The organism is Streptomyces sp. NPDC012769 (genome assembly GCF_042901205.1).
Lineage (GTDB): Bacteria > Actinomycetota > Actinomycetes > Streptomycetales > Streptomycetaceae > Streptomyces.
Window position 1 is genome coordinate 85,013 of sequence record NZ_JBIBCP010000008.1, and the last position, 24,361, is coordinate 109,373.

General features: G+C 72.7%; 21 protein-coding genes. 16 read left to right on the forward strand and 5 right to left on the reverse strand.

The window, feature by feature from the left end; translation table 11 throughout:
* Positions 1 to 144 precede the first annotated feature (144 nt).
* The gene (locus tag ACFY7C_RS33775) at positions 145 to 1,908 is read right to left on the reverse strand and encodes a dolichyl-phosphate-mannose--protein mannosyltransferase (protein WP_389658386.1); all 1,764 of its coding nucleotides are present in this window, start codon (positions 1,906 to 1,908) and stop codon (positions 145 to 147) included.
* A gap of 61 nt (positions 1,909 to 1,969) precedes the next feature.
* On the opposite strand from ACFY7C_RS33775, the gene rsmI reads away from it, so the two are divergent.
* From rsmI to ACFY7C_RS33805, 6 genes are all read left to right on the forward strand, one after another.
* Entirely contained in the window at positions 1,970 to 2,854 is an 885-nt protein-coding gene (rsmI, locus tag ACFY7C_RS33780; protein ID WP_389658389.1) for a 16S rRNA (cytidine(1402)-2'-O)-methyltransferase, read from the forward strand.
* 144 nt (positions 2,855 to 2,998) lie between these two features.
* Positions 2,999 to 3,532 (forward strand): hypothetical protein, encoded by a 534-nt coding sequence (locus ACFY7C_RS33785; protein ID WP_389658392.1) that lies wholly within the window; start codon positions 2,999 to 3,001, stop codon positions 3,530 to 3,532.
* Positions 3,533 to 3,590: 58 nt separating this feature from the next.
* Positions 3,591 to 4,460, forward strand: a complete 870-nt coding sequence (locus ACFY7C_RS33790; protein WP_389658395.1) for a TatD family hydrolase — start codon at positions 3,591 to 3,593, stop codon at positions 4,458 to 4,460.
* Between the two features lie 115 nt (positions 4,461 to 4,575).
* Positions 4,576 to 5,742 carry a ubiquitin-like domain-containing protein gene (locus ACFY7C_RS33795; RefSeq protein ID WP_389658398.1) on the forward strand — a complete coding sequence of 389 codons (1,167 nt, stop codon included), beginning with the start codon at positions 4,576 to 4,578 and terminating at the stop codon, positions 5,740 to 5,742.
* 204 nt (positions 5,743 to 5,946) lie between these two features.
* Positions 5,947 to 6,858 carry a 16S rRNA (adenine(1518)-N(6)/adenine(1519)-N(6))-dimethyltransferase RsmA gene (gene rsmA, locus ACFY7C_RS33800; protein ID WP_389658401.1) on the forward strand — a complete coding sequence of 304 codons (912 nt, stop codon included), beginning with the start codon at positions 5,947 to 5,949 and terminating at the stop codon, positions 6,856 to 6,858.
* The gene (locus tag ACFY7C_RS33805) at positions 6,855 to 7,751 is read left to right on the forward strand and encodes a 4-(cytidine 5'-diphospho)-2-C-methyl-D-erythritol kinase (RefSeq protein ID WP_389658403.1); all 897 of its coding nucleotides are present in this window, start codon (positions 6,855 to 6,857) and stop codon (positions 7,749 to 7,751) included. Before rsmA ends, ACFY7C_RS33805 begins: the two co-directional genes overlap by 4 nt.
* Positions 7,752 to 7,758: 7 nt before the next feature.
* Here ACFY7C_RS33805 and ACFY7C_RS33810 read toward each other — a convergent pair whose 3' ends face one another.
* Positions 7,759 to 8,757, reverse strand: a complete 999-nt coding sequence (locus tag ACFY7C_RS33810) for a hypothetical protein (protein WP_389658406.1) — start codon at positions 8,755 to 8,757, stop codon at positions 7,759 to 7,761.
* A gap of 185 nt (positions 8,758 to 8,942) precedes the next feature.
* Between ACFY7C_RS33810 and ACFY7C_RS33815 the strand changes: the two genes are divergently transcribed.
* From ACFY7C_RS33815 to ACFY7C_RS33855, 9 genes are all read left to right on the forward strand, one after another.
* On the forward strand, positions 8,943 to 10,238 hold the full coding sequence (locus ACFY7C_RS33815; protein ID WP_389658408.1) for an acyltransferase: 1,296 nt from the start codon (positions 8,943 to 8,945) through the stop codon (positions 10,236 to 10,238).
* A 67-nt stretch (positions 10,239 to 10,305) separates the two neighbouring features.
* Positions 10,306 to 12,111 (forward strand): ABC-F family ATP-binding cassette domain-containing protein, encoded by a 1,806-nt coding sequence (locus ACFY7C_RS33820; protein WP_389658411.1) that lies wholly within the window; start codon positions 10,306 to 10,308, stop codon positions 12,109 to 12,111.
* 134 nt (positions 12,112 to 12,245) lie between these two features.
* Complete coding sequence (locus tag ACFY7C_RS33825) at positions 12,246 to 14,054, forward strand: PQQ-binding-like beta-propeller repeat protein (RefSeq protein ID WP_389658414.1); 1,809 nt, start codon at positions 12,246 to 12,248, stop codon at positions 14,052 to 14,054.
* 49 nt (positions 14,055 to 14,103) lie between these two features.
* Entirely contained in the window at positions 14,104 to 15,894 is a 1,791-nt protein-coding gene (locus ACFY7C_RS33830) for a PQQ-binding-like beta-propeller repeat protein (RefSeq protein WP_389658417.1), read from the forward strand.
* A 160-nt stretch (positions 15,895 to 16,054) separates the two neighbouring features.
* Positions 16,055 to 16,729 carry a LuxR C-terminal-related transcriptional regulator gene (locus ACFY7C_RS33835; RefSeq protein WP_389658420.1) on the forward strand — a complete coding sequence of 225 codons (675 nt, stop codon included), beginning with the start codon at positions 16,055 to 16,057 and terminating at the stop codon, positions 16,727 to 16,729.
* A 116-nt stretch (positions 16,730 to 16,845) separates the two neighbouring features.
* Complete coding sequence (gene galT, locus ACFY7C_RS33840; RefSeq protein ID WP_389658423.1) at positions 16,846 to 17,910, forward strand: galactose-1-phosphate uridylyltransferase; 1,065 nt, start codon at positions 16,846 to 16,848, stop codon at positions 17,908 to 17,910.
* Positions 17,907 to 18,875, forward strand: coding sequence for a UDP-glucose 4-epimerase GalE (gene galE / locus ACFY7C_RS33845; protein ID WP_389658426.1), 969 nt, complete (start codon positions 17,907 to 17,909; stop codon positions 18,873 to 18,875). The genes galT and galE overlap by 4 nt, the downstream gene beginning before the upstream one ends.
* Entirely contained in the window at positions 18,872 to 20,077 is a 1,206-nt protein-coding gene (gene galK, locus ACFY7C_RS33850; protein ID WP_389658429.1) for a galactokinase, read from the forward strand. Before galE ends, galK begins: the two co-directional genes overlap by 4 nt.
* Before the next feature lie 263 nt (positions 20,078 to 20,340).
* Positions 20,341 to 21,057: a LuxR C-terminal-related transcriptional regulator gene (locus ACFY7C_RS33855; RefSeq protein ID WP_389658432.1), complete on the forward strand. Its 717-nt coding sequence runs from the start codon at positions 20,341 to 20,343 to the stop codon at positions 21,055 to 21,057.
* On the opposite strand, the gene ACFY7C_RS33860 is transcribed toward ACFY7C_RS33855, so the two are convergent.
* The gene (locus ACFY7C_RS33860; protein ID WP_356064338.1) at positions 21,016 to 21,513 is read right to left on the reverse strand and encodes a MarR family transcriptional regulator; all 498 of its coding nucleotides are present in this window, start codon (positions 21,511 to 21,513) and stop codon (positions 21,016 to 21,018) included. The two genes, ACFY7C_RS33855 and ACFY7C_RS33860, sit on opposite strands and share 42 nt — an antisense overlap.
* Before the next feature lie 163 nt (positions 21,514 to 21,676).
* Here ACFY7C_RS33860 and ACFY7C_RS33865 point away from each other — a divergent pair, with 163 nt between their 5' ends.
* Positions 21,677 to 22,510 (forward strand): trans-aconitate 2-methyltransferase, encoded by an 834-nt coding sequence (locus ACFY7C_RS33865; protein WP_389658435.1) that lies wholly within the window; start codon positions 21,677 to 21,679, stop codon positions 22,508 to 22,510.
* Positions 22,511 to 22,561: 51 nt separating this feature from the next.
* Here ACFY7C_RS33865 and ACFY7C_RS33870 read toward each other — a convergent pair whose 3' ends face one another.
* The gene (locus tag ACFY7C_RS33870) at positions 22,562 to 23,233 is read right to left on the reverse strand and encodes a TetR/AcrR family transcriptional regulator (protein WP_389658438.1); all 672 of its coding nucleotides are present in this window, start codon (positions 23,231 to 23,233) and stop codon (positions 22,562 to 22,564) included.
* Positions 23,230 to 24,222: an acyl-CoA desaturase gene (locus ACFY7C_RS33875; protein WP_389658441.1), complete on the reverse strand. Its 993-nt coding sequence runs from the start codon at positions 24,220 to 24,222 to the stop codon at positions 23,230 to 23,232. Before ACFY7C_RS33875 ends, ACFY7C_RS33870 begins: the two co-directional genes overlap by 4 nt.
* Positions 24,223 to 24,361: the final 139 nt, after the last annotated feature.

Consider the following 24,361-nt stretch of genomic DNA (forward strand, 5'->3'; position numbering starts at 1 on the left):
CCCTCCCCCGGTGTGGCCTTTCGGCAGCCTAAAGGGCAGGAGTGACAGCCGGGACGGTCGTTACCACGGTCGTTACCGGAAAGCGACCAACCCGTCTGTTTTGTTCGACCGTCGGCGCCTTCGACCCGTCGGCGCCGGGCGCCGCTAAACCCAGGTGTCCAGCCACATCCGGCTGCGCCACGCGTCCATCGGAATCGCCTGTCCGGTATAGATGGGCCAGAAATAGATGAAATTCCAGACGATGAGCAGGACGAGAACACCGGCGCCCACCGCACCGAAAGTCCGGCGCCGCTCCGATGCCCCCGGCGGCCCCACCATCGCCCCGATCATCATCGCCACCGCGAGACACAGGAACGGCACGAACACCACCGCGTAGAAAAGGAAGATGGTGCGTTCCTGGTAGAAGAACCACGGCACCCAGCCGGCCGCGATGCCGCAGGCGATCGCGCCCGCGCGCCAGTCGCGGCGGAAGACCCAGCGCCACAGCACGTACAGGATCGCGAAGCAGGCCGCCCACCACAGCAGCGGCGTGCCGAGGGCCAGCACCTCCTGGGCGCACTTCTCCGGGGCGTCGGCGGGGCAGCCGCGCTCGCCCGGGGAGGGCGACTCGTAGAAGTAGGAGACCGGACGGCCGAGGACGATCCAGCTCCACGGGTTGGACTCGTAGGTGTGCGGCGAGTTCAGGCCGACGTGGAACTTGTAGACCTCGGTCTCGTAGTGCCACAGGCTGCGCAGCCAGTCCGGCAGCCAGCTCCACGCCCCGGCGCCGTGCAGCTTGTCCTGCTCGGCGGCCCAGTTGCGGAAGTAGCCCTTGTCGGTGACGATCCAGCCGGTCCAGGACACCACGTACGTCACGATCGCGACCGGCACCACCGACACGAAGGCCGGGACCAGGTCGCGCCGGGCGACGGCCTGGACCGGGCGGATCGCGCCGGCCGTGCGGCGGGCGCCGAGGTCCCACAGCACCGCCATCACACCGAACGCGGCCATGATGTAGAGCCCGTTCCACTTGGTGCCGGCGGCCAGGCCCAGCATCACGCCCGCGGCGATCCGCCACGGCCGCCAGCCGAGCCCGAGGCGCTCCGCGACCGACGCGTCGGGGCGCAGCACCCCCTCGGCGTCCACCGGCAGCGCCGCCGCGAGCCGCTGCCGCGCCCGGTCCCGGTCGACGACCAGACAGCCGAAGGCGGCCAGCACGAAGAACATCAGCACCTGGTCGAGCAGCGCGGTGCGGCTCATCACGAAGTGCAGCCCGTCGACGGCGAGCAGCACGCCCGCCAGGCAGCCCAGGAACGTGGAGCGGAACAGCCGCCGCCCGATCCGGCACAGCATCAGCACCGAAAGGGTGCCGAGCAGCGCCACCATGAAGCGCCAGCCGAGCGGCTCGAAGCCGATGAGCTTCTCGCCGATGCCGATGACCCACTTGCCGACCGGCGGATGGACCACATAGCCCGGGTCGGTCGGCACCACCACCGCGCCCGGGTCCACCAGGATCGTTTTGTCGACGTCCTTCGGCCACGCGCCCTCGTAGCCCTGGTTGATCAGGGCCCAGGCGTCCTTCGCGTAATACGTCTCGTCGAATATCACCGCGTGCGGCCGGTCCAGCTTCCAGAACCGCAGCACGCCCGCCACCAGGGCGACGAGCAGCGGCCCGCCCCAGGCGGCGTACCGCCACACCCGCTCGGCGGCCTTCGGCGGGATCCCGAGCAGGGACCACAGCCGCGGCGAGGGCCGGGTGTACGGCGGCACGAGCCGCTCCCGGAGGCCGATGGACAGGGAGCCCGAGCCGGCCGGCCGGTAGCCGTGGCGCCGCAGCCGCCGCTGCCAGGCGGTGGGCTCTGCCACGGTCGGTGCCACGGGGTCCATGGGGTGCTGACCCTCCAGGGCCTCGGGTGCGGTACTGGTCACCGCGCCATCGTAGGGAACGCGCCTGTGCGCGTCGCCTGTCCGGGCTGGGAGGATGGTCCGTGTGACAGGAACGCTGGTACTCGCAGGGACCCCCATCGGTGACATCGCGGACGCACCGCCACGGCTCGCCACCGAACTGGAGAACGCGGACATCGTGGCCGCGGAGGACACCCGCAGGCTGCGCGGACTGACCCGCGCGCTCGGGGTGCACACCAAGGGACGGGTGGTGTCCTACTTCGAGGGCAACGAGTCCGCCCGTACGCCCGAGCTGGTCGAGGCGCTCGCGGGCGGGGCGCGGGTGCTGCTCGTCACCGACGCCGGCATGCCGTCCGTCTCCGACCCGGGCTATCGGCTGGTCGCCGCCGCCGTCGAGCAGGACATCAAGGTCACCGTGGTGCCCGGCCCGTCGGCCGTGCTCACCGCGCTCGCCCTGTCCGGGCTTCCGGTGGACCGCTTCTGCTTCGAGGGCTTCCTGCCGAGGAAGGCGGGCGAGCGGCTCGGCCGGCTCCGCGAGGTCGCCGAGGAGCGGCGCACCCTCGTCTACTTCGAGGCGCCGCACCGCCTCGACGACACGCTCGCCGCGATGGCCGAGGTGTTCGGCGAGGGGCGCCGGGCGGCCGTCTGCCGTGAGCTGACCAAGACGTACGAGGAGGTCAGGCGCGGCCCGCTCGGCGAGCTCGTGGAGTGGGCGAAGGAGGGCGTACGCGGCGAGATCACCGTGGTCGTCGAGGGCGCCCCGGAGACCGGGCCCGCCGAGCTCGACGCCGAGGAGCTGGTGCGCAGGGTGCGGGTGCGAGAGGAGGCGGGGGAGCGGCGCAAGGAGGCCATCGCGGCGGTCGCCGCCGAGGCCGGGCTTCCCAAGCGGGAGGTGTTCGACGCGGTGGTCGCGGCGAAGAACGCGGCCGCGGCCGGCTCTGGAAAGGCCCCGGAAACGGTAAAGGATTAATCTGAAAGGCAAAGCGGAACCCGGCGGCGGGCCCGCTCGAAGGCCTTTTGGGCAAGGAAGTGCCAAAGACCGTCCATGCTTGTTCCGGCGCTGATGCGCTCCGGCCCGAAAAGGCGTCCACTGGTTCAGTGGAGAGGAGCTGGAATGAGTGAGATCACCGGCACCGGAACGCCCGTCGCGCACGAGGCGTACGCCTTCGCCTGCATGCGGTGCGGCTACGGCTGGGAGCAGGCGTACGGCATCGAGCACCACGTGGACGCGCGCGGGCACGAGTACGTCGTCTACAAGGCCGACGGAGCGCGGGTCCCGTCCCCGCTGTCCCGGCCGACCTGCATGAACTGCGGCAGCCATGTCGTACGGATCATGCGGGCGGGCCAGGTGTCCTCGGTGCTCGACCTGATGGCCGCGGCCGAGCGCCACAGCCACGGGGCCAGGCCGACGAGGCCCGTGTCGATCGCCGGCCCCATCGGCCAGGAGCTGACGCAGGACGCTCCCGCGGGTTCCGCCGACACCGCCGAGACCGCCGGCACCGCCGGGACGGCCGACACCGCGGGTTCCGCAGGCACGTCGGGCCGCGCGGCTGCCACGGGCGCCACCCTCGCCGACGAGGACCGGCCGCCCGTACCCCACCACTGGCACCTCTCCGACCTGCTGCACCCGTTCCGCTCCCGGCGGTGACGCCCGCGGCGCGGTGACGCTTCGCGGCCGAGCTCATGGCCCTCGTACGATCGGGGCCATGAGTGCCAAGGACGCCCCGCCGCCGCTGCCCGAGCCCCTGCTGGTCCCCGTCGCGGACTCGCACACCCATCTCGACATGCAGTCCGGCACCGTCGAGGAGGCCCTCACCAAGGCCGCCGCCGTCGGTGTGACGACGGTCGTCCAGGTGGGCTGCGACATCAAGGGCTCGCAGTGGGCGGCGGAGACCGCCGCGCAGTACGAACACGTGCACGCGGCGGTCGCCCTGCACCCCAACGAGGCTCCCCGGATCGTGCTCGGCGACCCGGACGGCTGGTCGCGCCAGGGCGCCCGCGAGGCGGGCGGCGACGCGGCGCTCGACGACGCCCTCGCCGAGATCGACCGTCTCGCCGCCCTGCCGCACGTGCGGGGCGTCGGCGAGACCGGACTCGACTACTTCCGTACGGGCCCCGAGGGCATGGCCGCGCAGGAGCGTTCCTTCCGCGCCCACATCGAGATCGCCAAGCGCCACGGCAAGGCCCTGGTCATCCATGACCGGGAGGCCCACGCCGACGTGCTGCGCGTCCTCGACGAGGAGGGCGCGCCCGAGCGGACGATCTTCCACTGCTACTCCGGCGACGCCGAGATGGCCGAGATCTGCGCCGCGAAGGGCTACTACATGTCCTTCGCCGGCAACGTCACCTTCAAGAACGCCCAGCCGCTGCGCGACGCCCTCGCCGTCGCCCCGCTGGAGCTCGTCCTCGTCGAGACCGACGCCCCCTTCCTCACCCCCGCCCCCTACCGGGGCCGCCCGGGCGCCCCGTACCTCATCCCGGTCACCGTCCGGGCCATGGCCGAGGTCCGCGGGATCACGGAGGAGGAGCTCGCCGAGGCCATCGGCACGAACACCGCCCGCGCCTTCGACTACTGAGCGACTGCTGAGCCCGGCGCGCCGGCACGGCACGGATCACCGATCCATAACGGTTACGTGTCGTAGTCGGGTCGTCGTGCAGAGTGACCGGAGATGCCGCTAGGGTCCCGGCCTCGTGAGCACCCCCCAGGCCGGTCATCGCGCCGGCGCCCGACGGGCCGCCCGGCGGCGCAAGGCGAACCCGCCCGCCGGGGAGGGTCTGCGGCGGATCCTCCCGCAGGCCCTCGTCGTCGCCTTCCTCGCCGGCGGCACCACCGCCTTCGTCGCCGACGACAAGGCCGTCCGGCTGTCGGTCGACGGCGTCCCGCGCACCCTGCACACCTTCGCCGACGACGTCGACGAGCTCCTCGCCGACGAGGGCCTCGCGGTCGGCGAGCACGACATCGTCGCCCCCGGCTCCGGCGCCGCCCTCGCCAGCGGCGACGAGGTCGTCGTCCGCTACGGCCGTCCCGTCGCCCTCACCCTCGACGGCCGGCGCCGCCAGGTGTGGACCACCGCCCGCACCGTCGACGGCGCCCTGCGCCAGCTCGGAGTGCGGGCAGAGGGCGCCTACCTGTCCGTCTCCCGCTCCGCGCCCATCTCCCGCCGCGGCCTGGTCCTCGACGTCCGCACCGAGCGGGCCGTCACCTTCCTGGCCGACGGCCGCGAGCGGACCGTCCGCACCAACGCGGCCACCGTCCGCGAAGCCGTCGAGGCGGCCGGGATCACCCTCGCGCACCAGGACACCACCTCCGTGCCGCTCGGCTCGTTCCCGCGCGACGGCCAGACCATCACGGTCCTGCGGATCACCGGCACCCGAGAGGTCCGCGACGAGCCCGTCCCCTTCCCCGTCGAGCGGACCCGCGACCCGGAGCTGTTCGCCGGCACCGAGGTCGTCGACCAGCAGGGCGTGCCGGGCATCCGCCGGGTCACGTACACCCTGCGGACCGTCAACGGCGTCCGGCAGAAGCCGCGCCGGACCGGCGAGGAGACCGTCCGCGAACCCGTCGCCCAGAAGGTCCGGGTCGGCACCCGCCCGCTGCCCAGCTCCGTCGCCGGGGCCGACGGCCTGAACTGGGGCGCGCTCGCCGCCTGCGAGTCCGGCGGCCGCCCGAACGCCGTCGACCCCTCCGGCACCTACGGCGGCCTCTACCAGTTCGACCCCGGCACCTGGCGCTCCCTCGGCGGCAGCGGCGTCGCCCAGGACGCGCCGGCCGCGGAACAGACCTACCGCGCCAAGAAGCTCTACGTGCAGCGGGGCGCGAGCCCGTGGCCCCACTGCGGCCGCCGGCTGTACCGGTGACGCGGGCGAGGCGAGTGAGGCGGGCGGAGCGGCCCGGGCCCGTGAGCAGGGGGAGGCGGCGGACGCGGCCCGGAAACCGGTGCGGCCCGGACCGACGGCCGGACCGGGGAGGCGTCGCCTGCCGGCCGGACCCGTCGGGCCGGGCACGCGGGACCGTCCGGCGACGCGTAGGTCGGCCCCACCGGTGACCCGTAGGCTGTACCGGTGAGCACCACCACCGGCCCCGACAGCCCCGACGCCCTCCTCGGCCCCGCCGACATCCGTGAGCTGGCCGCCGCCCTCGGCGTCCGTCCCACGAAGCAGAAGGGCCAGAACTTCGTCATCGACGCCAACACCGTGCGGCGGATCGTCCGCACGGCCGAGGTGCGCCCCGACGACGTGGTCGTGGAGGTGGGCCCCGGGCTCGGCTCCCTGACCCTCGCGCTCCTGGAGGCCGCGGACCGGGTCACGGCCGTCGAGATCGACGACGTCCTCGCGGCCGCCCTGCCGGCGACGATCGCCGCGCGCATGCCGCGGAAGAAGGACCGCTTCGCGCTGATCCACTCCGACGCCATGCACGTCCAGGAGCTCCCGGGTCCGGCGCCGACGGCCCTGGTGGCCAACCTGCCGTACAACGTCGCCGTGCCGGTCCTGCTGCACATGCTGGAGCGCTTCCCGAGCATCGAGCGGACCCTCGTCATGGTCCAGGCCGAGGTGGCCGACCGGCTCGCCGCCCGGCCGGGCAACAAGGTGTACGGCGTGCCGTCGGTGAAGGCCAACTGGTACGCGGAGGTCAAGCGGGCCGGCGCCATCGGCCGGAACGTGTTCTGGCCCGCGCCCAACGTCGACTCCGGTCTCGTCTCCCTGGTGCGCCGCACCGAGCCGATCGCCACGACCGCCTCCAGGACCGAGGTCTTCGCCGTCGTCGACGCGGCCTTCGCGCAGCGCCGCAAGACCCTGCGCGCAGCCCTCGCGGGCTGGGCGGGCTCGCCCGCCGCCGCCGAGACGGCCCTGGTCGCGGCCGGGATCTCACCGCAGGCGCGCGGAGAGGCGCTCACCGTCGAGGAGTTCGCCCGGATCGCGGAGAACAAGCCGGGGACGGAGTCCCGGGACAAGCCGGAGGAGAAGCAGCCGTGAGCGTGACCGTCCGCGTCCCCGCCAAGGTCAACGTGCAGCTCGCCGTGGGCGCCGCCCGCCCCGACGGCTTCCACGACCTGGCCAACGTCTTCCTCGCCGTGTCGCTGTACGACGAGGTCACCGCCACCCCCGCCGAGACGCTGACGGTCACCTGCGAGGGGCCCGACGCGGACAAGGTGCCGCTCGACCGGACCAACCTGGCCGCGCGGGCCGCCGAACTGCTCGCCGCCCGCCACGGCATCGCCCCCGACGTCCACCTGCACATCGCCAAGGACATCCCGGTCGCCGGCGGCATGGCCGGCGGCAGCGCCGACGGCGCGGGCGCCCTGCTCGCCTGCGACGCGCTGTGGGGCCTGAACTCGTCGCGCGCCGAACTCCTGGAGATCTGCGCCGAACTCGGCAGCGACGTGCCGTTCAGCCTGGTCGGCGGCGCCGCCCTCGGTGTCGGGCGCGGCGAGCGGCTGACCGGCCTGCCGGTCGGCGGCGCCTTCCACTGGGTGTTCGCGGTCGCCGACGGCGGTCTGTCCACGCCCGCGGTGTACGGCGAGTTCGACCGGCTGACCGCCGGCGCCGAGGTGCCCGATCCGGTCGCCTCCCCGGCCCTGCTCGACGCCCTGCGCACCGGCGACGTCACCGCCCTCGCGGGCGCCCTCGCCAACGACCTCCAGCCCGCCGCCGTGTCCCTGCGACCGTCCCTGGCCGCGACCCTGTCGGCCGGTACGGACGCGGGCGCGCTGGCCTCGCTGGTCTCCGGCTCGGGGCCGACGACCGCGTTCCTGGTGAAGGACGCGGAGGCCGCCGAGACGGTCGCCGCGGCCCTGATCGCCTCCGGCACCTGCCGGACGGCCCGCGTGGCGACCTCCCCGGCGGCCGGGGCCACCGTGCTGGGCTAGCCGCGGGCTACTTCTTCTTCAGCTTGGCCACGAGCAGGTTGGGGTCGGGGGTGGGGTTCTCCGGGTCGAGGAAGGCCCCGCTGGTCACGTAGACGGCCTTGCCGCCCACCGCCACGGCGGTCGGGTTGTCGAGCCCGTCGGCCGCGGTGAGCACGGTCTTGTGGGTGCCGTCCGGTCGTACGAGCTCCAGCCTGTTGCTCTCGATCAGCGCGGCGAGGACCGTGTCGTCGTGCCCGGTGAAGGCGAAGTCGTCGATGAAGTCGAGACCGGTCGCCCGGGTCTCGATCGGTCCGGCCGACTCGTCCGGCTTCACCGGGATGCGCAGCAGGGTGCCCTGTGCGGTGTTGGACACCCAGACGGCACCGTCGTGGACCTTGAGGCCGTTGGCCCCGAAGGGGAGCGCCTCGGTCGCTTCGAGCGCGGGGCCGGTCGCCCAGGCGGTGGGGGTGCCGCCGGTCACCGGGAGGCTCCACACCGTGCCGAGGGCCGAGTCGGCGGTGTAGAGGGTGCCGCACTCCTCGTCGAAGGCCAGGCCGTTGGGCATGGCGCCCACGGGGAAGAACCCGATCTGCTGCGGTGTGCCGCCGCCGGGCGGGATCCGCCAGATGCCCGTCTCCTCCCTGCCGGTGGCGTAGGTGACGTACAGGTTGCCGTCGAGGGCTCGGGCGATGCCGAGGACCACGGCGGCGCCGACGCTCGGTGTCTGCGGGTTCTCCACCTCGGGCAGCTCCGCCAGGGGCGTCACCTCGCCGTTCTTGTCGACGCGGACGACCTGCCGGGCGAAGGACCAGGTGATGTTCGCGGAGCCGTCCGGTTCGAGGGCGATGTTCTCCGGGGTCTGGCCCAGCGACAGGTCGAAGTGGGCCACGATCCGCGGGTCGGTGACGGTCAGGTCGCCGGCGGCGGCGGGACCGGCGGCGAGCAGCGTGAGGGCGGTGGCGGCCGCGACGGCGGTGGCCAGGCGCGGGAGGCGGGGCAGGGGTCCGGCGGTCGGCGTTCCGGTCATGGGTCTCTCCTCGGGGGTGGGGGACATGAGAGGAACATGACGGGACGCCGGTCGGCGGGGGCGGCAGCCGGGGCCGGGGGTTCGCCCGCGTGGCCGAGGACTTGGGCCCGGTTGGCACGTACTCATGCGCCGGTTGAGTAGCCGCGCCCTGACGCCCGGCCGGGGCCCCGCGCGACCGTACGGGCATGGGAACCAGCAGCCGTGTCGGCGCACGGGAACTCGCCGAGGCCACCCCCGCCACCCGCGACCGCTATGTCGACCTGCTCCGGGTCGCCTCGCTCGCGGTCGTCGTCCTCGGCCACTGGCTGATGGCCGCGGTCACCGCCGACGGGCGGGTCGGCAACTTGCTCGCCGTCGTCCCCGGCCTGCACATCCTGACCTGGGCCCTCCAGGTCATGCCGGTCTTCTTCTTCGTCGGCGGCTTCTCGCACGCCCTCGCCCACCGCTCACGGCCCGGCTACGCGGACTTCCTGCGGGCCCGACTGCGGCGGCTGCTGCGCCCCACGATGGTCTTCATCGGGGTGTGGGGCGCGCTGGCGCTCGCCGTCCAGCTGCTCGGCGCGGACGGCGGCCTGACCGGGGTCGCGCTGCGGCTCGTCACCCAGCCGCTGTGGTTCATCGGCATCTATCTCGCCATGGTCGCTTTCACCCCGCCGCTCCTGAGGCTCCACGGGCGCTACGGCTGGGGCGCCTTCGCGGCGCTGGTCGCGGGCGCGGGCCTGGTGGACCTGCTGCGGTTCGCGGCCGGGGTGCCGTACGTCGAGTTCCTGAACTTCGCCTTCGTCTGGCTGGCCGTCCACCAGCTCGGCTTCCTGCGCGCCGACGGCATGATCCGCCGCCCGGCCGTCCTCGCCGCGGCGGGCCTCGCGGGCGCGGGCCTGCTGGTCGCCCTCGGACCGTATCCCCTGTCCATGGTCGGCATGCCGGGCGAGAAGGTCTCCAACATGGCCCCGCCGACGCTCGCCCTGCTCTGCCACGGCCTGTGGCTGGTCGGCGCGGTCGAACTCCTCAAGGGCCCCGGCGCCCGCCTCACCGCCCGCGCCCGGGTCTGGCGCGGGGTCGTCGCCGCCAACGGGATCGCCATGACCGCGTTCCTCTGGCACCTGACGGCGATGCTCGGCGTGTACGGGGCGCTGCTCGCCCTCGGCGTCCGGCTGCCCGAGCCGGCGACGGCCGCGTGGTGGGCCCAGCTCCCGCCGCGGCTCGCCGCCGCGGCCGTCCTCACCGCCCTGCTCGTCGCCGCCTTCCGCCGCTTCGAGGCCCCGGTGGCCACCCGCCCGTCCGACGGCCCGGGCGCACCGGCCGCCCTGGGCATCACCCTGGCCCTGCTGGGCGTCCTCGGCCTGTCGATGACCGGCTTCGGCGGCCTCCTGGAGGGCCACACCGCCACCCTGATCGCCGTCCGGGTGACGGCCCCGGTCGCGGTGGCGATGACGGTGGCGGGGTGGCTGCTCGTGGAGGGGGCTCATCACAAAGAGTGATGAAACGCCGGTCGGGGCCGTCGACGTACCCTTGGACGTCGATCGCATGCCCCGTCACAGGAGTGAAATGGCCGTCAATCTGGTCAATGTCGAGTCCGTCAGCAAGGTGTACGGCACCCGTGCGCTGCTCGACGGGGTGTCCCTCGGCGTCTCCGAGGGGGACCGGATCGGTGTGGTCGGCCGCAACGGTGACGGCAAGACCACCCTCATCCGGATGCTGGCCAAGCTGGAGGAGGCCGACACCGGGCGGGTCACGCACAGTGGCGGGCTGCGGCTCGGGGTGCTCACGCAGCACGACTCGCTCGACCCCGAGGCGACCATCCGGCACGAGGTCATCGGCGTCATGGCCGACCACGAGTGGGCGGGCAGCGCCAAGATCCGGGACGTGCTCACCGGGCTCTTCGGCGGGCTCGACCTGCCCGGCTTCGACAAGGGCCTCGACACGGTCATCGGGCCGCTGTCCGGCGGCGAGCGGCGGCGCATCGCGCTCGCCAAGCTGCTCATCGAGGAGCAGGACCTGATCGTCCTCGACGAGCCCACCAACCACCTCGACGTCGAGGGCATCGCCTGGCTCGCCCGGCACCTGCAGAACCGGCGCTCCGCGCTCGTCTGCGTCACCCACGACCGCTGGTTCCTCGACCAGGTCTGCACCCGCATGTGGGACGTGCAGCGCGGTGACGTCTACGAGTACGAGGGCGGCTACTCCGACTACGTCTTCGCCCGCGCCGAGCGCGAGCGCATCGCCGCCACCGAGGAGGTCAAGCGGCAGAACCTGGTGCGCAAGGAGCTCGCCTGGCTGCGCCGCGGCGCCCCCGCCCGTACCTCCAAGCCCCGCTTCCGCATCGAGGCCGCCAACGCGCTCATCGCGGACGTGCCCGCGCCCCGCGACGCCAGCGAGCTGATGAAGTTCGCCAACGCCCGGCTCGGCAAGACGGTGTTCGACCTGGAGGACGTCACCGTCACCGCCGGTCCGAAGACGCTGCTCCAGCACCTCACCTGGCAGCTCGGCCCCGGCGACCGCGTCGGCCTGGTCGGCGTCAACGGCGCCGGCAAGACCTCGCTGCTGCGGGCCCTCGCCGACGCCGCCCGCACCGACGGCGAGGCGCAGCCGGCCGCGGGCCGGATCACCGTCGGCAAGACCGTGCGGCTCGCCTACCTCTCCCAGGACGTCACCGAGCTCCCCGCCGAACTGCGCGTCCTGGAGGCCGTGCAGCAGATCCGCGACCGGGTCGACCTCGGCAAGGGCCGGGAGATGACCGCCGGTCAGCTGTGCGAGCAGTTCGGCTTCGGCAAGGAGAAGCAGTGGACGCCGGTCGGTGACCTGTCCGGCGGCGAGCGGCGCCGGCTGCAGCTGCTGCGCCTGCTCATGGACGAGCCGAACGTGCTCTTCCTCGACGAGCCGACCAACGACCTCGACATCGAGACCCTGACCCAGCTGGAGGACCTGCTCGACGGCTGGCCCGGCTCGATGGTCGTCATCTCCCACGACCGCTTCTTCCTGGAGCGCACCACCGACCGCACCTTCGCGCTGCTCGGCGACCGGACGCTGCGGATGCTGCCGCGCGGTATCGACGAGTACCTGGAGCGGCGCCAGAAGATGATCGAGGCCGCCGTGCCCGCGCCGGCCGCCGCCCCGGCCAAGGACAAGCCGGGCCTGTCCGCCGCCGACGCGCGCGCGGCGAAGAAGGAACTGCAGAAGGTCGAGCGGCAGCTGGACAAGATCTCCGACAAGGAGTCGAAGCTGCACGCCCAGATCGCCGAAAACGCCACGGACTTCGAGAAGGTGGCCAAACTGGACGCGGAGCTCCGGGAACTCGCAGGTGAACGCGAGGAGTTGGAGATGCGCTGGCTCGAACTGGCCGAGGACGCGTAGAGAAGTCGTAGAGGCCGAGTAACGACGGCATCACGGGCCGGTCCTCCCTTGGGAACAAGGGACGGACCGGTCGCTTTTGCGCCATCCCCCGAGTGGTAGAAAGAAAACCCGCTCACATCAAGGGGGAAGCGCTGATGACCCAGCCGCCCAGCAACCAGCCGCCGGTGCCGGGGGGCTTCGGCGCTCCGGACCCGAACCAGAACCCGGGCCAGAACGTTCCGCCGGTCCCGCCGGTGCCTCCGCAGGCACCGCCGGCGCCGCCCGTACCGCCACAGGGCGCCCCGCAGACGCCGCCGCCCGCCCAGCCCGGCCCGTACGGCTATCCGCAGCAGGCGCCGCAGCAGCCGGGCCCGTACGGCTACCCGCAGCAGGCCCCGCAGCAGCCGGGCCCGTACCAGCAGCCGGGCCCCTACGGGCAGCAGCCCGGCCCGTACGGCCAGCAGCCGAACCCGTACGGCGGCTACCCCACCGCCCCGATGCAGGCCGCGCCCGCCGGTGGCGGCAAGAACCCCTTCCAGGGCAAGCCCGGCCTCATCGTCGCCGCGGCCGCGGCCGCGCTGCTCGTCATCGGCGGTGTCTCCTGGCTGGCGTTCGGCAGCGGAGACGAGAAGGAGCCGGTCGCCAGTCCGACCACCTCCTCGTCCACCCTGCCGAAGCCGACCGAGTCCGTCGACAAGGGAGACGGCAGCGGTGACGGCGACAAGGGGCAGGGCGGCCTGAACGACGGCCGCAAGGACGGCGAGGCCAAGGTCGACTGGCTGCTCAAGAACAGCGTCGACCTGCCCAAGAACGGCGCCGACGTCTACGGCCCGTGGATCGTCGGCGACACCGTCGTCAAGGCCATGTACAAGGGCATCGACGGCTACAGCCTCGCCGACGGCTCCCCCAAGTGGCACATCGACGTGCCCTTCGAGCTGTGCGCCGCCCCGCCGGAGCCGTCCGCCACCGGCGTCATGGTCTTCGGCTACAAGGACAGCGCCGGCGACCGCGCCAAGTGCCTCCAGATGCAGCAGGTCGACCTGAAGACCGGCAAGAAGGGCTGGACGAAGGCGATCCCCAAGCCGACCGGCCTCTTCGCCTTCTCCGACAACACCCTCACCATCAGCGGCAACACGGTCACCGCGTCCGGCTCCAGCTCCGCCTACGGCTTCTCCCTCGCCGACGGCAGGCAGCTGTTCACCGGCCCGACCACCGGCTGCAAGCCGTACGCCTACGCCGGCGGCAGCAAGCTGATCGCCGCCTCCAAGTGCCCCTCCGGCGACGTGAACAAGGAGTCGCACGCGGTCAGCGAGGTCGACCCCAACACCGGCAAGCCGAAGTGGTCCTTCAAGCTGCAGATCGGCTGGGAGGTCGACAAGGTCTACTCCGTCGACCCGCTGGTCGTCTCCGCCACGCAGCGCGAGGAGAAGAAGTGGGCGATCTTCTCGCTCACGCCCGACGGCAAGGAGCGCTCGCAGATCCAGGGCGGCAACGACAAGTTCGCCCCGAAGTGCGGCGGCAGCTTCGTCATCTTCGGCAAGAACCTCCAGGGCTGCACCGGAGTCGCCGCCGACGCCAACACCTTCTACATGGCGACCGAGACCTCCTACGGCACCCCCAACGAGGTCGTCGCCTTCGACCTCAACACGGGCAAGGCCAAGTGGCGCTCCAAGGCGCCCGGTGAGCAGCAGATGACGCCGCTGCGCATGGAGGGCTCCGAGGTGCTGCTGTACGTCGAGCCGCGCTACGACGCGGGCGGCCAGGTCGCGACCCTCGCCCCGACGGGCGGCGCGCCCAAGGTGCTGCTCCAGCACCAGGCGGCACTCTCCTCGCTCGAGAGCTCCTTCTACAGTGCCGGCTACGCCTACTCCGACGGCACGTTCGTGATCGCGGCCGGCCGGGTCTCCGCCTCCAACGACAAGGCGGAGATGGAGACCAAGACGATGATGGCGTACGGCAAGTGACGCCCCGCCCGTCCCGTCCGCTCCCCGACTTCTCCGAGGTACCCACGCCATGACCCAGCCGCCGCCACCGCCGAACCAGCCCCCGGGGCCTCCCCCCGGCGGGTTCGGCGCACCGCAGGACCCCACGCCGGGAGGGTTCGGCGCGCCGACGCCCCCGCCGCAGCCGCCGGCGCAGCCGTACGGCTACCCGCAGCCGGGCCAGCCGCCCGCGCAGCCGCCGGCCCAGCCGTACGGCTACCCGCAGCAGCCCACACAGCCGATGCAGCCCATGCAGCAGCCGCCGTACGGCTACCCGACGCAGCCGCCGGCCCCGCCCGGGCCGTACGCGCCGCAGTACCAGCAGGCGCCTCCGCCGGCCCCCGGCGGCGGCAAGAAGCTGTCGGCGCAGCTGCAGATCGTCATCGCGGCGGTCGTGGCCGTCGCGCTGCTCATCGGCGGCGGCCTCTGGTACGCGAACTCCGGCGGCGGTGACGAGGGCACCGAGGCCAAGGGCAGCTCCGGCGCCGCCACCGGCGGCAAGGACGGCGGGGCCAACGGCCTCGGCGGGGGCGGCAAGGAGAAGGTCCCGGCGAACACGAAGTCCAGGATGGCCTTCCAGTTGCCGACGCCGGTCGTCCCGGACGTCACCGACGTCTCCGGCTCCTGGGTCACCGACAAGGCCTTCGTGAAGGCCGGCCTCAACTCCGTCGTCGGCTACGACCTGGACAAGGGCACGGTCCTGTGGACCCTGCCGCTGACCGGCCAGGTCTGCGGCGCCTCGCGCCACATGACCGCCGACCACAAGGTGCCGATCCTCTTCGAGGCGACCAAGCGGGTCCCGCCGCGCTACTACCAGCCGTGCACCGAGGTCGGGCTGCTCGACCTCACCACCGGCAAGCTGGTGTGGTCGACCTCCCTCACCGGCGCCACGGCCGGCGACAAGAAGATCGCCTTCGGCGAGGTCACGCTGCACGGGCAGACCGTGGCGGCCGGCGGCATGGACGGCGGCGCCGCCTTCGACCTGGCCAACGGAAACCCGCGCTGGAAGCCGCAGGTCGACGCGGGCGACTGCGAGGACCTGGGCTACGGCGGTGGCGACGGCGGCCTCGTCGCGGTCCGCAAGTGCGGCTCGTACGACGACCCGACGATCACCATCCAGAACCTCAACCCGATGACCGGTGCGCCGATCTCGCAGTACAAGATGCCCCCGGGCGTCGACTACGCGTCGGTCGTCTCCACCAAGCCGCTGGTCGTCGCGGCCGATGTCGCCGACGCCGCCGGAGACGGCAGCGCCGTCTCGGACTTCTTCTCGATCGACGAGAAGACCGGCAAGCTCAAGGCGAAGATCACGGCGGACTCGACCCGTTACGCGGCCCGCTGCCGCACCACCAAGGTCGAGGCCTGCACGGGCGCCCTCGTCGGCAACGGCCGGCTGTACCTGCCGACCGAGGAGCACGACGGGACCACCGGCGAGTACGGCGACGAGACCAACGAGATCGTCGCCTTCGACCTGGCCAACGGCAACCCGGTGCCCGAGAAGACGGACGCCGGCGACGGCTGGAACCTGGTCCCGCTGCGCATGGACGGCGGCAACATCATCGCCTACAAGGCGCCGCCCTACGACAAGGGCGGGCAGGTCGTCTCCATCGACGGCGGCACGATGAAGTCGACGCTGCTGCTGGAGAACCCGTCGGACAAGCCGAACCGGGACGCGGAGACCAGCTTCAGCCTGTCCGGTGCCGAGTACCGGTACGCCAACGGACGGCTGTTCATCTCCGAGATGCTGCTGAGCAAGAGCAGGACCGAGACCTCCTCGACGTTCAAGAGGTACCTGGTCGTCGCCTTCTCGACCGCCGGCTGACCCGCCCGTCGCACCACCTCCCTGTGGGGCCCCTCCGTCACGGAGGGGCCCCACGTGCGATTGGTCCCCCGTGCGATTGGGGCAAAGCGGGGCGGGGGAGTGTGTAGCTTGCCGGGCAGGGTGGCCGGGGGCAGGCCGGCCCGGAGACGGGGGAGGACCGATGGGCGTTCGGCTCGTGGTGGTCGACGATCACCGACTGCACGCGGAGGCACTGGCCTCGGCGCTGAAGCTGCGGGGGCACCGGGTGCTCGCCGCGGCGGCGCCGGTGGCGGGCGCCGCGGAGCTGGTGGTCGCCCGCGCGCCGGAGGTCTGTCTCCTCGGGACGTCGACGCCGGCCGAGCCGGGCACCTTCGACCCCGTCGTACGGATCAAGAGGGAGCGGCCGCAGGTGGCGGTGGTGGTGCTCGGCCCGGTGCCCTCGCCGCGCGGGATCGCCGCGGCCTTCGCCGCCGGGGCCTCGGGGTACGTCCGGCACGACGAGCGGATCGAGGGCGTCGAGCGGGCCCTGATGAAGGCGCGGGCGGGGGAGGCGGCGGTGGCGCCGCAGCTCGTCCAGGGCGCCTTCGCGGAGCTGCTCAACCCGGCGGTGCAGCCGGACGACGAGGGGCAGCGGCTGCTGCGGTTGCTCACCCCGCGCGAGGCGGAGGTGCTGGTCCGGGTGGCGGAGGGCGAGGACACCCGGCTGATCGCGGCGGGCATGGCCATCGCGCCGAGCACGGCGCGCACGCATGTGCAGCGGGTCCTGATGAAGCTGGGGGTGGGCTCCCGGCTGGAGGCGGCGGCGCTGGCGGCCCGGACGGGGCTGCTCGACCGGGTGCCGGTGCAGCGCTCGTAATCCTTCCGTGTGATGTCGACCGGTGGTCGTTCCAGGGTGAGTGTTGACCGGTGATGTTTGATTGTGCTTTTTTATGGGTGGTTCTGTTTGATGGAGGCTGATGGAGGCCACCCGCCGTGAAGAAGACCGTCACCCGCCTCGCCGACGGGCGTGAGCTCATCTACTTCGACGCGCACGGCGACACCGCCGGGGCCCCCGGTGGCGCCCCCGTCCGTGACACCGTCGACCGCCGCCCGCTCGACCCCGTCGCCTCCGCCTCCGAGATCCGCCACGACCCGCTCCTGGGCGAGGACGTCGCCATCGCCTCCCACCGGCAGGGCCGCATCTACCACCCGCCCGCCGACACCTGCCCCCTGTGCCCCTCCACGGACGGCTGGCAGAGCGAGATCCCCGCCGACGCCTACGAGGTCGTCGTCTTCGAGAACCGCTTCCCGTCGCTGTCCGGCGCCAACGGGCGCTGCGAGGTCGTCTGCTTCACCTCCGACCACAAGGCCTCCTTCGCCGACCTGAGCGAGGAGCGGGCCGCACTCGTCCTCGCCGCCTGGACCGACCGCACCGCCGAGCTCTCCGCCCGTGACGGCGTCGCCCAGGTCTACTGCTTCGAGAACCGCGGCGCCGAGATCGGTGTCACCCTCGCCCACCCCCACGGGCAGATCTACGCCTTCCCCTTCGTCACCCCGCGCACCGCCACCATGCTGCGCAACGCCGCCGAACACCGCGCCCGCACCGGACGCAACCTCTTCGACGACGTCCTGGAGCGGGAACGGGCCGGCGAGCGGGTCGTGCTCCGGGGCGAGCACTGGGTCGCCTTCGTCCCGTACGCCGCCCGCTGGCCGTACGAGGTGCACCTCTACCCCACCCGGCGCGTCCCGGACCTGCGCGGGCTCGACGAGGCCGCGCGGGACGAGTTCCCCCGGATCTACCTGGAGCTCCTGCGCCGCTTCGACCGGCTCTTCGGTCCCGGCGAGCCGCCGACGCCCTACATCGCCGCCTGGCACCAGGCGCCGACCGCCCACCCCGAGCGCGAGGCCTTCGCGCTGCACCTGGAGCTTTTCACCGTCCGGCGGGCCTCTGGCAAGCTGAAGTACCTCGCGGGCACCGAATCCGGCATGGGCGCGTTCATGAACGACGTGTCGCCCGAGTCCGCGGCCGACAGACTCCGAGAGGTGGCAAGCAGTTGAGCAAGTACCTGGTGACCGGTGGAGCCGGCTACGTGGGCAGCACGGTCGCCGCCCACCTTCTGGAGGCGGGACACGAGGTCACCGTCCTCGACGACCTCTCCACCGGCTTCCGCGAGGGCGTCCCCGCCGGGGCCGCCTTCATCGAGGGCCGCATCCAGGACGCCGCCCGCCACCTGGACGCCTCCTACGACGGCGTCCTGCACTTCGCCGCCTTCTCCCAGGTCGGCGAGTCCGTCGCGAAGCCCGAGAAGTACTGGGACAACAACGTCGGCGGCACCATGGCGCTCATCGCCGCCATGCGGGACGCGGGCGTGCGCCGCCTCGTCTTCTCGTCCACCGCCGCCACCTACGGCGAGCCCGAGACCGTGCCGATCACCGAGGCCGCGCCGACCGCGCCGACCAACCCGTACGGCGCCACCAAGCTCGCCGTCGACCACATGATCAGCGGCGAGTGCGCCGCGCACGGCCTCGCCGCCGTCTCGCTGCGCTACTTCAACGTCGCCGGCGCCTACGGGGAGTGCGGCGAGCGGCACGACCCCGAGTCGCACCTCATCCCGCTCGTGCTCCAGGTGGCGCTCGGGCAGCGCGAGGCCATCAACGTCTACGGCGACGACTACCCGACGCCCGACGGCACCTGCGTCCGCGACTACATCCACGTCGCCGACCTCGCCGAGGCCCACCTGCTGGCCCTCGACGCGATGACGCCCGGCGAGCACCTCGTCTGCAACCTCGGCAACGGCAACGGCTTCTCCGTGCGGGAGGTCGTCGAGACCGTCCGCAAGGTCACCGGCCACCCCGTGCCCGAGGTCATGGCCGAGCGCCGCGCCGGAGACCCGGCCGTGCTCGTCGCCTCCGCCGAGACCGCGCGCGAGCGCCTCGGCTGGACTCCGTCCCGCCCGGATCTGGCGGCCATCGTCGAGGACGCCTGGGCGTTCGCAAGGAAGAAGGAGCAGGGCCGGGGATGAGCGGTGTCGGGGCGGGCGTCGGCGCGGGTGCCGCCGTCAAGGCCGGGGCGGGCGTCGCCGCGGAGGTCGCGGCCGGGTTCGCCGCGTTGTACGGGGCGGCTCCCGAAGGGGTCTGGGCGGCGCCGGGACGGGTCAACCTGATCGGCGAGTACACCGATTTCAACGAGGGCTTCGTGCTGCCGCTCGCCCTGCCGCACACCGCCGTCGCCGCGGTCTCCCGCCGGGACGACGGCGTGCTGCGGCTGCACTCCGCCGACGTCGAGGGCGGCGTGGTCCGGGTCGACGTCGACACGCTCGCCCCCGGCTCCGTCGAGGGCTGGGCCGCCTATCCGGCCGGTGTCGTGTGGGCGCTGCGGGAGAGCGGGCACGCCGTCGGCGGCGTCGACGTCCACCTCGTCTCCACGGTGCCGACCGGGGCCGGGCTTTCCTCGTCCGCCGCCCTGGAGGTGGTGACCGCCGTCGCCCTCGACGAGCTGTTCGGGCTCGGTCTTTCCCGGCCCGAGATCGCGGTGCTCGCGCAGCGGGCCGAGAACGGCTTCGTCGGGGTGCCGTGCGGGGTGATGGACCAGATGGCCTCCGCGTGCGGCACCGAGGGGCACGCGCTGTACCTGGACACCCGCGACCTCGCGTACCGGCAGGTGCCCTTCGACCTCGCGGCGGTGGGGCTGCGGCTCCTCGTCGTCGACACCCGCGTGAAGCACGCGCTCGGGGACGGCGCGTACGCGGAGCGGCGCGCCGGGTGCGAGGCCGGTGCGCGGGCGCTCGGCGTACGCGCGCTGCGCGACGTGAGTGCCGCGCAACTGCCCGATCTGCTCGGGCGTTTGAGCGACGAAACGGTTCGCCGGTACGTCCGGCACGTCGTGTCCGACAACGGACGGGTGGAGCGGGTGATCGGGCTGCTCGACTCCGGGGACGTACGCGGGGTCGGCGCGGTCCTGACCGAGGGGCACGCGTCCCTGCGGGACGACCTCCGGGTGTCGTGCGAGGAGCTCGACCTCGCGGTCGCGGCCGCGACCGCCGCCGGGGCGCTCGGGGCCCGGATGACGGGCGGCGGGTTCGGCGGGTCCGCCGTCGTCCTGGTCGAGGAGGGCGCCGCCGACGCGGTGGCGGCCGCCGTCGACAAGGCCTTCGGCGAGGCCGGGCTCGACGCGCCCCGGATCTTCACGGCCGTGCCGTCCGCGGGGGCGCGGCGGGTGGGCTGACGCGGACCCCCGAGCGCCGACGCTCCCTGGGGCCTTGCCCGTTCGGGTACGGACATCGCTGTTTTCCCCTCGGGGGATGCGGTGCGCCCGTAGTCTGTGCGCAGCACCGGTGGGGGCCGGTGCTGATCAGGGGTACCGAGACCCGCCGGGTACGGCGCCCGGGGCGGGGGTAACTGTCAGGCACGGCGGCGGCCGTGCGACGACGGACCCGCTCCCGGCGCCGTGCCCGCGCCGGGCCGTTCCTCGCACACTTGGGGGTGTCCGTGGCCCGTATCCGGGTCCTGGTGGTGGACGACCACCGTGTCTTCGCCGAATCGCTGGCCGCCGCCCTGGCGGCGGAGCCCGACATCGACGTGGCCGCCGCGGGAAGCGGACCCGCCGCCCTGCGCTGTCTGGACCGGGGCGCGGCGGAGGGCCGGCGGTTCGACGTGATGCTCGTGGACGCCGACCTGGGCGACGCCGACGGCGTGGCCTGGGTGGGGGAGGTGCGGGACGCGCGGCCCGGGGTGCGGGTGGTGGTGCTCGCCGAGAAGGACGAGGCCCGGCGGGCGGCGCTCGCCCTGCAGGCCGGCGCCTGCGGATGGGTCGCCAAGGACTCCTCGCTGCAGCGGCTGCTCACCGTCGTGCGCGGGGTGCTGCGGGACGAGACGCATCTGCCGCCGGCCCTGCTGACCGGGGTGCTGAAGGAGCTGACGGAGGCCCGCCGGCACCGTACGGAGGGCGAGCGGCTCGTGGAGTCGCTGACGCCGAGGGAGCGCGAGGTGCTGCGCTGCATGGTGGCCGGGCTGGGGAGGAAGGCGGTGGCCGAGCGGCTCTTCCTGTCGCCGCACACCGTGCGGACCCACATGCAGAACGTGCTGGGGAAGCTCGGGGTGCACTCGACGCTCGCGGCGGTGGCGCTGGCGCGGCGGGCGGGCGTCGGGCCGGCGGAGGACGCGCTAGCCGGGGATGTTGTCGAACGGGGCGGTCAGCTGGCGTAGCAGATCGGCCAGTTCGCCGCGCTGGGTGCGCGAGAGGCGGGCCAGGATGGCGCGCTCCTGGGCGAGCAGTCCGGCGAGCGCCTGGTCGGCGCGGTCACGGCCCTCGGGGGTGAGGCGGACGAGGACGCCGCGCCGGTCGCTGGGGTCGGGGAGCCGTTCGACCAGGCCCTTCTTGGCGAGCCGGTCGATGCGGTTGGTCATGGTGCCCGAGGTGACCAGGGTCTGGGTGAGCAGCTGGCCGGGGGAGAGCTGGTAGGGCGCGCCGGCCCGGCGCAGGGACGTCAGGACGTCGAACTCCCAGGGCTCCAGCTGGTGCTCGGAGAAGGCGAGCCGACGGGCGCGGTCGAGGTGGCGGGCCAGCCGGGAGACACGGCTGAGCACCTCGAGCGGTTCCACGTCGAGGTCGGGGCGCTCGCGGCGCCATGCAGCGACCAGTCGGTCGACCTCGTCCTCCATGACGATCAGTGTAGAGGGTCTGTTGACATAAAGTCTCTTGGTGTCATTATTCTCGATGTCAAGAATCTTGACGTCCAGATATAGTCTTCTTGACTATGGGGAAGAGACCGGGCCGGAACTCCGTTCCGCTTCGGCAACTCGTTCCAGCAAGGGGGCTTCGAACATGCATTCCGTGGACGCTGTGGCACCAACATGGGACCCACAGCAGTATTTGCGTCACTCCGGACACCGCACCCGACCGTTCCTCGACCTGCTCACCCGAATACCGCAGCTGCCCCATCGTGACCGCCCCGCCCGCATCGCGGACCTCGGCTGCGGCCCCGGCAACGTCACCGTGCTGCTCGCCGACCGCTGGCCCGACGCGCACATCACCGGATTCGACCTCTCGCCCGAGATGCTGGAGCGAGCCGAGAAGGACTGGGCGGGCACCACGGCGGGGGGCGGCTGGCTCGACTTCCGGCCGGCCGACGCGGCCCACTGGACGCCCGACGAGCCCTATGACCTGATCGTCTCCAACGCCGCCCTGCAGTGGGTGCCCAACCACCCCGAGTCCTTCGCCTGCTGGATCGACGGACTGAGGCCCGGCGGCACCCTCGCCTTCCAGGTGCCCGGCAACTTCACCTCCCCGAGCCATGCCCTGCTCGGCGAGCTGTGCGAGACCCCGGAGTGGCGCGACCGGGTGGGGGACCTGGGCCGGCGGTTCGTCCACATCCTGGAGGCCGCGGACTATCTGCAACGCCTCACCGACCTCGGCTGCGAGGCGGACGTGTGGGAGACCACGTACCACCAGATGCTCCCCGGGGAGGATCCCGTCCTCGACTGGGTCAAGGGCACCGCCCTGAGGCCCGTGCTCACCGCCCTCAGGGACGACCGGGCCGCCACGGAGGCCTTCCTCGCCCAGTACCGTGACCGGCTGCGCGAGGCCTACCCGCGGGGACCGCACGGCACCCCGTTCCCGTTCCGGCGGATCTTCGCCGTCGCACGGAAGGCCGCCTGATGTTACGGACGGGGGCGCCCCACCCGTGGTGCGGCGCCCCCGTCGCGGCGGTCAGCTCTTGCGGTGACCTATCAGACGCGGCTTCTGCTCCAGACCGTCCAGACCGTGCCAGGCCAGGTTGACCAGATGCGCCGCGACCTCCGCCTTCTTCGGCTTGCGCACGTCCAGCCACCACTGCCCGGTCAGCGCCACGCTGCCCACCAGCGCCTGCGCGTAGAGGGGAGCGAGCTTGGGATCAAAACCGCGGGCCTTGAACTCGAGACCCAGGATGTCCTCCACCTGCGTGGCGATGTCACTGATCAGCGAGGCGAAGGTGCCCGTCGACTGGGCGACCGGCGAGTCCCGCACCAGGATCCGGAAACCGTCCGTGTACCGCTCGATGTAGTCGAGCAGCGCGAACGCCGCCTGTTCGAGCAGCTCACGCGGGTGGCCGGCGGTCAGGGCGCCGGTGACCATGTCCAGCAGCTGCCGCATCTCCCGGTCCACCACGACCGCGTACAGGCCCTCCTTGCCGCCGAAGTGCTCGTACACCACCGGCTTGGAGACACCCGCCTTCGCGGCGATCTCCTCCACCGACGTGCCCTCGAAACCCTTCTCCGCGAAGAGCGTGCGACCGATGTCGAGGAGCTGCTCCCGGCGCTCGGCGCCGGTCATCCTCACCCGGCGGCCACGCCGGGGCTTCTGCTCGCTGGTACTGCCGTCGATCGCCACGTCTTCCATCATGCCGCGTCGGCGGACGTGCTCTGGCGCCGGGCGTCGATCCGCTCCCTGGCCGGCCAGCGCACGTCGTACGCCCAGCCCAGCCGCTCGAACCAGCGGATGATCCGGGCGCTGGAGTCGACCTGGCCGCGCAGCACCCCGTGCCGGGCCGAGGTCGGGTCCGCGTGGTGCAGGTTGTGCCACGACTCGCCGCACGACAGCACCGCCAGCCACCACACGTTGCCGGAGCGGTCACGGGACTTGAAGGGGCGCTTGCCCACCGCGTGACAGATCGAGTTGATCGACCAGGTCACGTGGTGCAGCAGCGCCACCCGGACCAGCGAGCCCCAGAAGAACGCGGTGAACGCGCCCCGCCACGACCACGTCACCAGACCGCCGACCAGCGGCGGGATGAGCAGCGAGACCAGCGTCCACAGGACGAACTGGCGCGAGACACGCCGGATCGCCGGGTCCTTGATCAGATCGGGCGCGTACTTCTGCTGCGGCGTCTGCTCCTCGTCGAACATCCAGCCGATGTGCGCCCACCACAGCCCCTTCATCAGGGCCGGGACGGTTTCCCCGAACCGCCACGGCGAGTGCGGGTCACCCTCGGCGTCGGAGAACTTGTGGTGCTTGCGGTGATCCGCCACCCAGCGGACCAGCGGCCCCTCGACGGCCAGCGAGCCCATGATCGCCAGCGCGATCCGCAGCGGACGCTTCGCCTTGAAGGAGCCGTGCGTGAAGTAGCGGTGGAAGCCGATCGTGATCCCGTGGCAGCCGATGTAGTACATCGCCGTCAGGAGACCCAGATCGAGCCAGCTCACCCCCCACCCCCAGGCCAGCGGCACCGCCGCGACCAGGGCCAGGAAGGGCACCGTGATGAACAGCAGCAGCGTGATCTGCTCGATCGAACGCTTGCTGTCCCCGCCCAGCGTGGCGGAGGGCAGGGTCTGAGCGGTGTCGAGCGCCTCGGACTGCGCGGACTCCGAGGTCACCTCGGGGCTTGTGGTCATACGTGTCCCCTGGGGGGTGAGGGTAGGGAAAGGACGCTTTGGCTACGCTTCCGTAACCTACGGCGACGTAAGTATGGCAGCGCCTCGGCGCGCGGCAAGAGCGCCAAAGCCGGGGCGTGCTCCGTGCCGCCGACACGGA

Excerpts from the sequence above, each read along its gene's own strand:
- ACFY7C_RS33785 (WP_389658392.1), top strand. The coding sequence starts at position 2,999 with ATGAGTGAGATCACCGGCACCGGAACGCCCGTCGCGCACGAGGCGTAC.
- ACFY7C_RS33790 (WP_389658395.1), top strand. The coding sequence starts at position 3,591 with ATGAGTGCCAAGGACGCCCCGCCGCCGCTGCCCGAGCCCCTGCTGGTC.
- ACFY7C_RS33810 (WP_389658406.1), bottom strand. The coding sequence starts at position 8,757 with ATGACCGGAACGCCGACCGCCGGACCCCTGCCCCGCCTCCCGCGCCTG.
- ACFY7C_RS33815 (WP_389658408.1), top strand. The coding sequence starts at position 8,943 with ATGGGAACCAGCAGCCGTGTCGGCGCACGGGAACTCGCCGAGGCCACC.
- ACFY7C_RS33820 (WP_389658411.1), top strand. The coding sequence starts at position 10,306 with ATGGCCGTCAATCTGGTCAATGTCGAGTCCGTCAGCAAGGTGTACGGC.
- ACFY7C_RS33825 (WP_389658414.1), top strand. The coding sequence starts at position 12,246 with ATGACCCAGCCGCCCAGCAACCAGCCGCCGGTGCCGGGGGGCTTCGGC.
- ACFY7C_RS33830 (WP_389658417.1), top strand. The coding sequence starts at position 14,104 with ATGACCCAGCCGCCGCCACCGCCGAACCAGCCCCCGGGGCCTCCCCCC.
- ACFY7C_RS33835 (WP_389658420.1), top strand. The coding sequence starts at position 16,055 with ATGGGCGTTCGGCTCGTGGTGGTCGACGATCACCGACTGCACGCGGAG.
- galK (WP_389658429.1), top strand. The coding sequence starts at position 18,872 with ATGAGCGGTGTCGGGGCGGGCGTCGGCGCGGGTGCCGCCGTCAAGGCC.
- ACFY7C_RS33860 (WP_356064338.1), bottom strand. The coding sequence starts at position 21,513 with ATGGAGGACGAGGTCGACCGACTGGTCGCTGCATGGCGCCGCGAGCGC.
- ACFY7C_RS33865 (WP_389658435.1), top strand. The coding sequence starts at position 21,677 with ATGCATTCCGTGGACGCTGTGGCACCAACATGGGACCCACAGCAGTAT.
- ACFY7C_RS33870 (WP_389658438.1), bottom strand. The coding sequence starts at position 23,233 with ATGATGGAAGACGTGGCGATCGACGGCAGTACCAGCGAGCAGAAGCCC.
- ACFY7C_RS33875 (WP_389658441.1), bottom strand. The coding sequence starts at position 24,222 with ATGACCACAAGCCCCGAGGTGACCTCGGAGTCCGCGCAGTCCGAGGCG.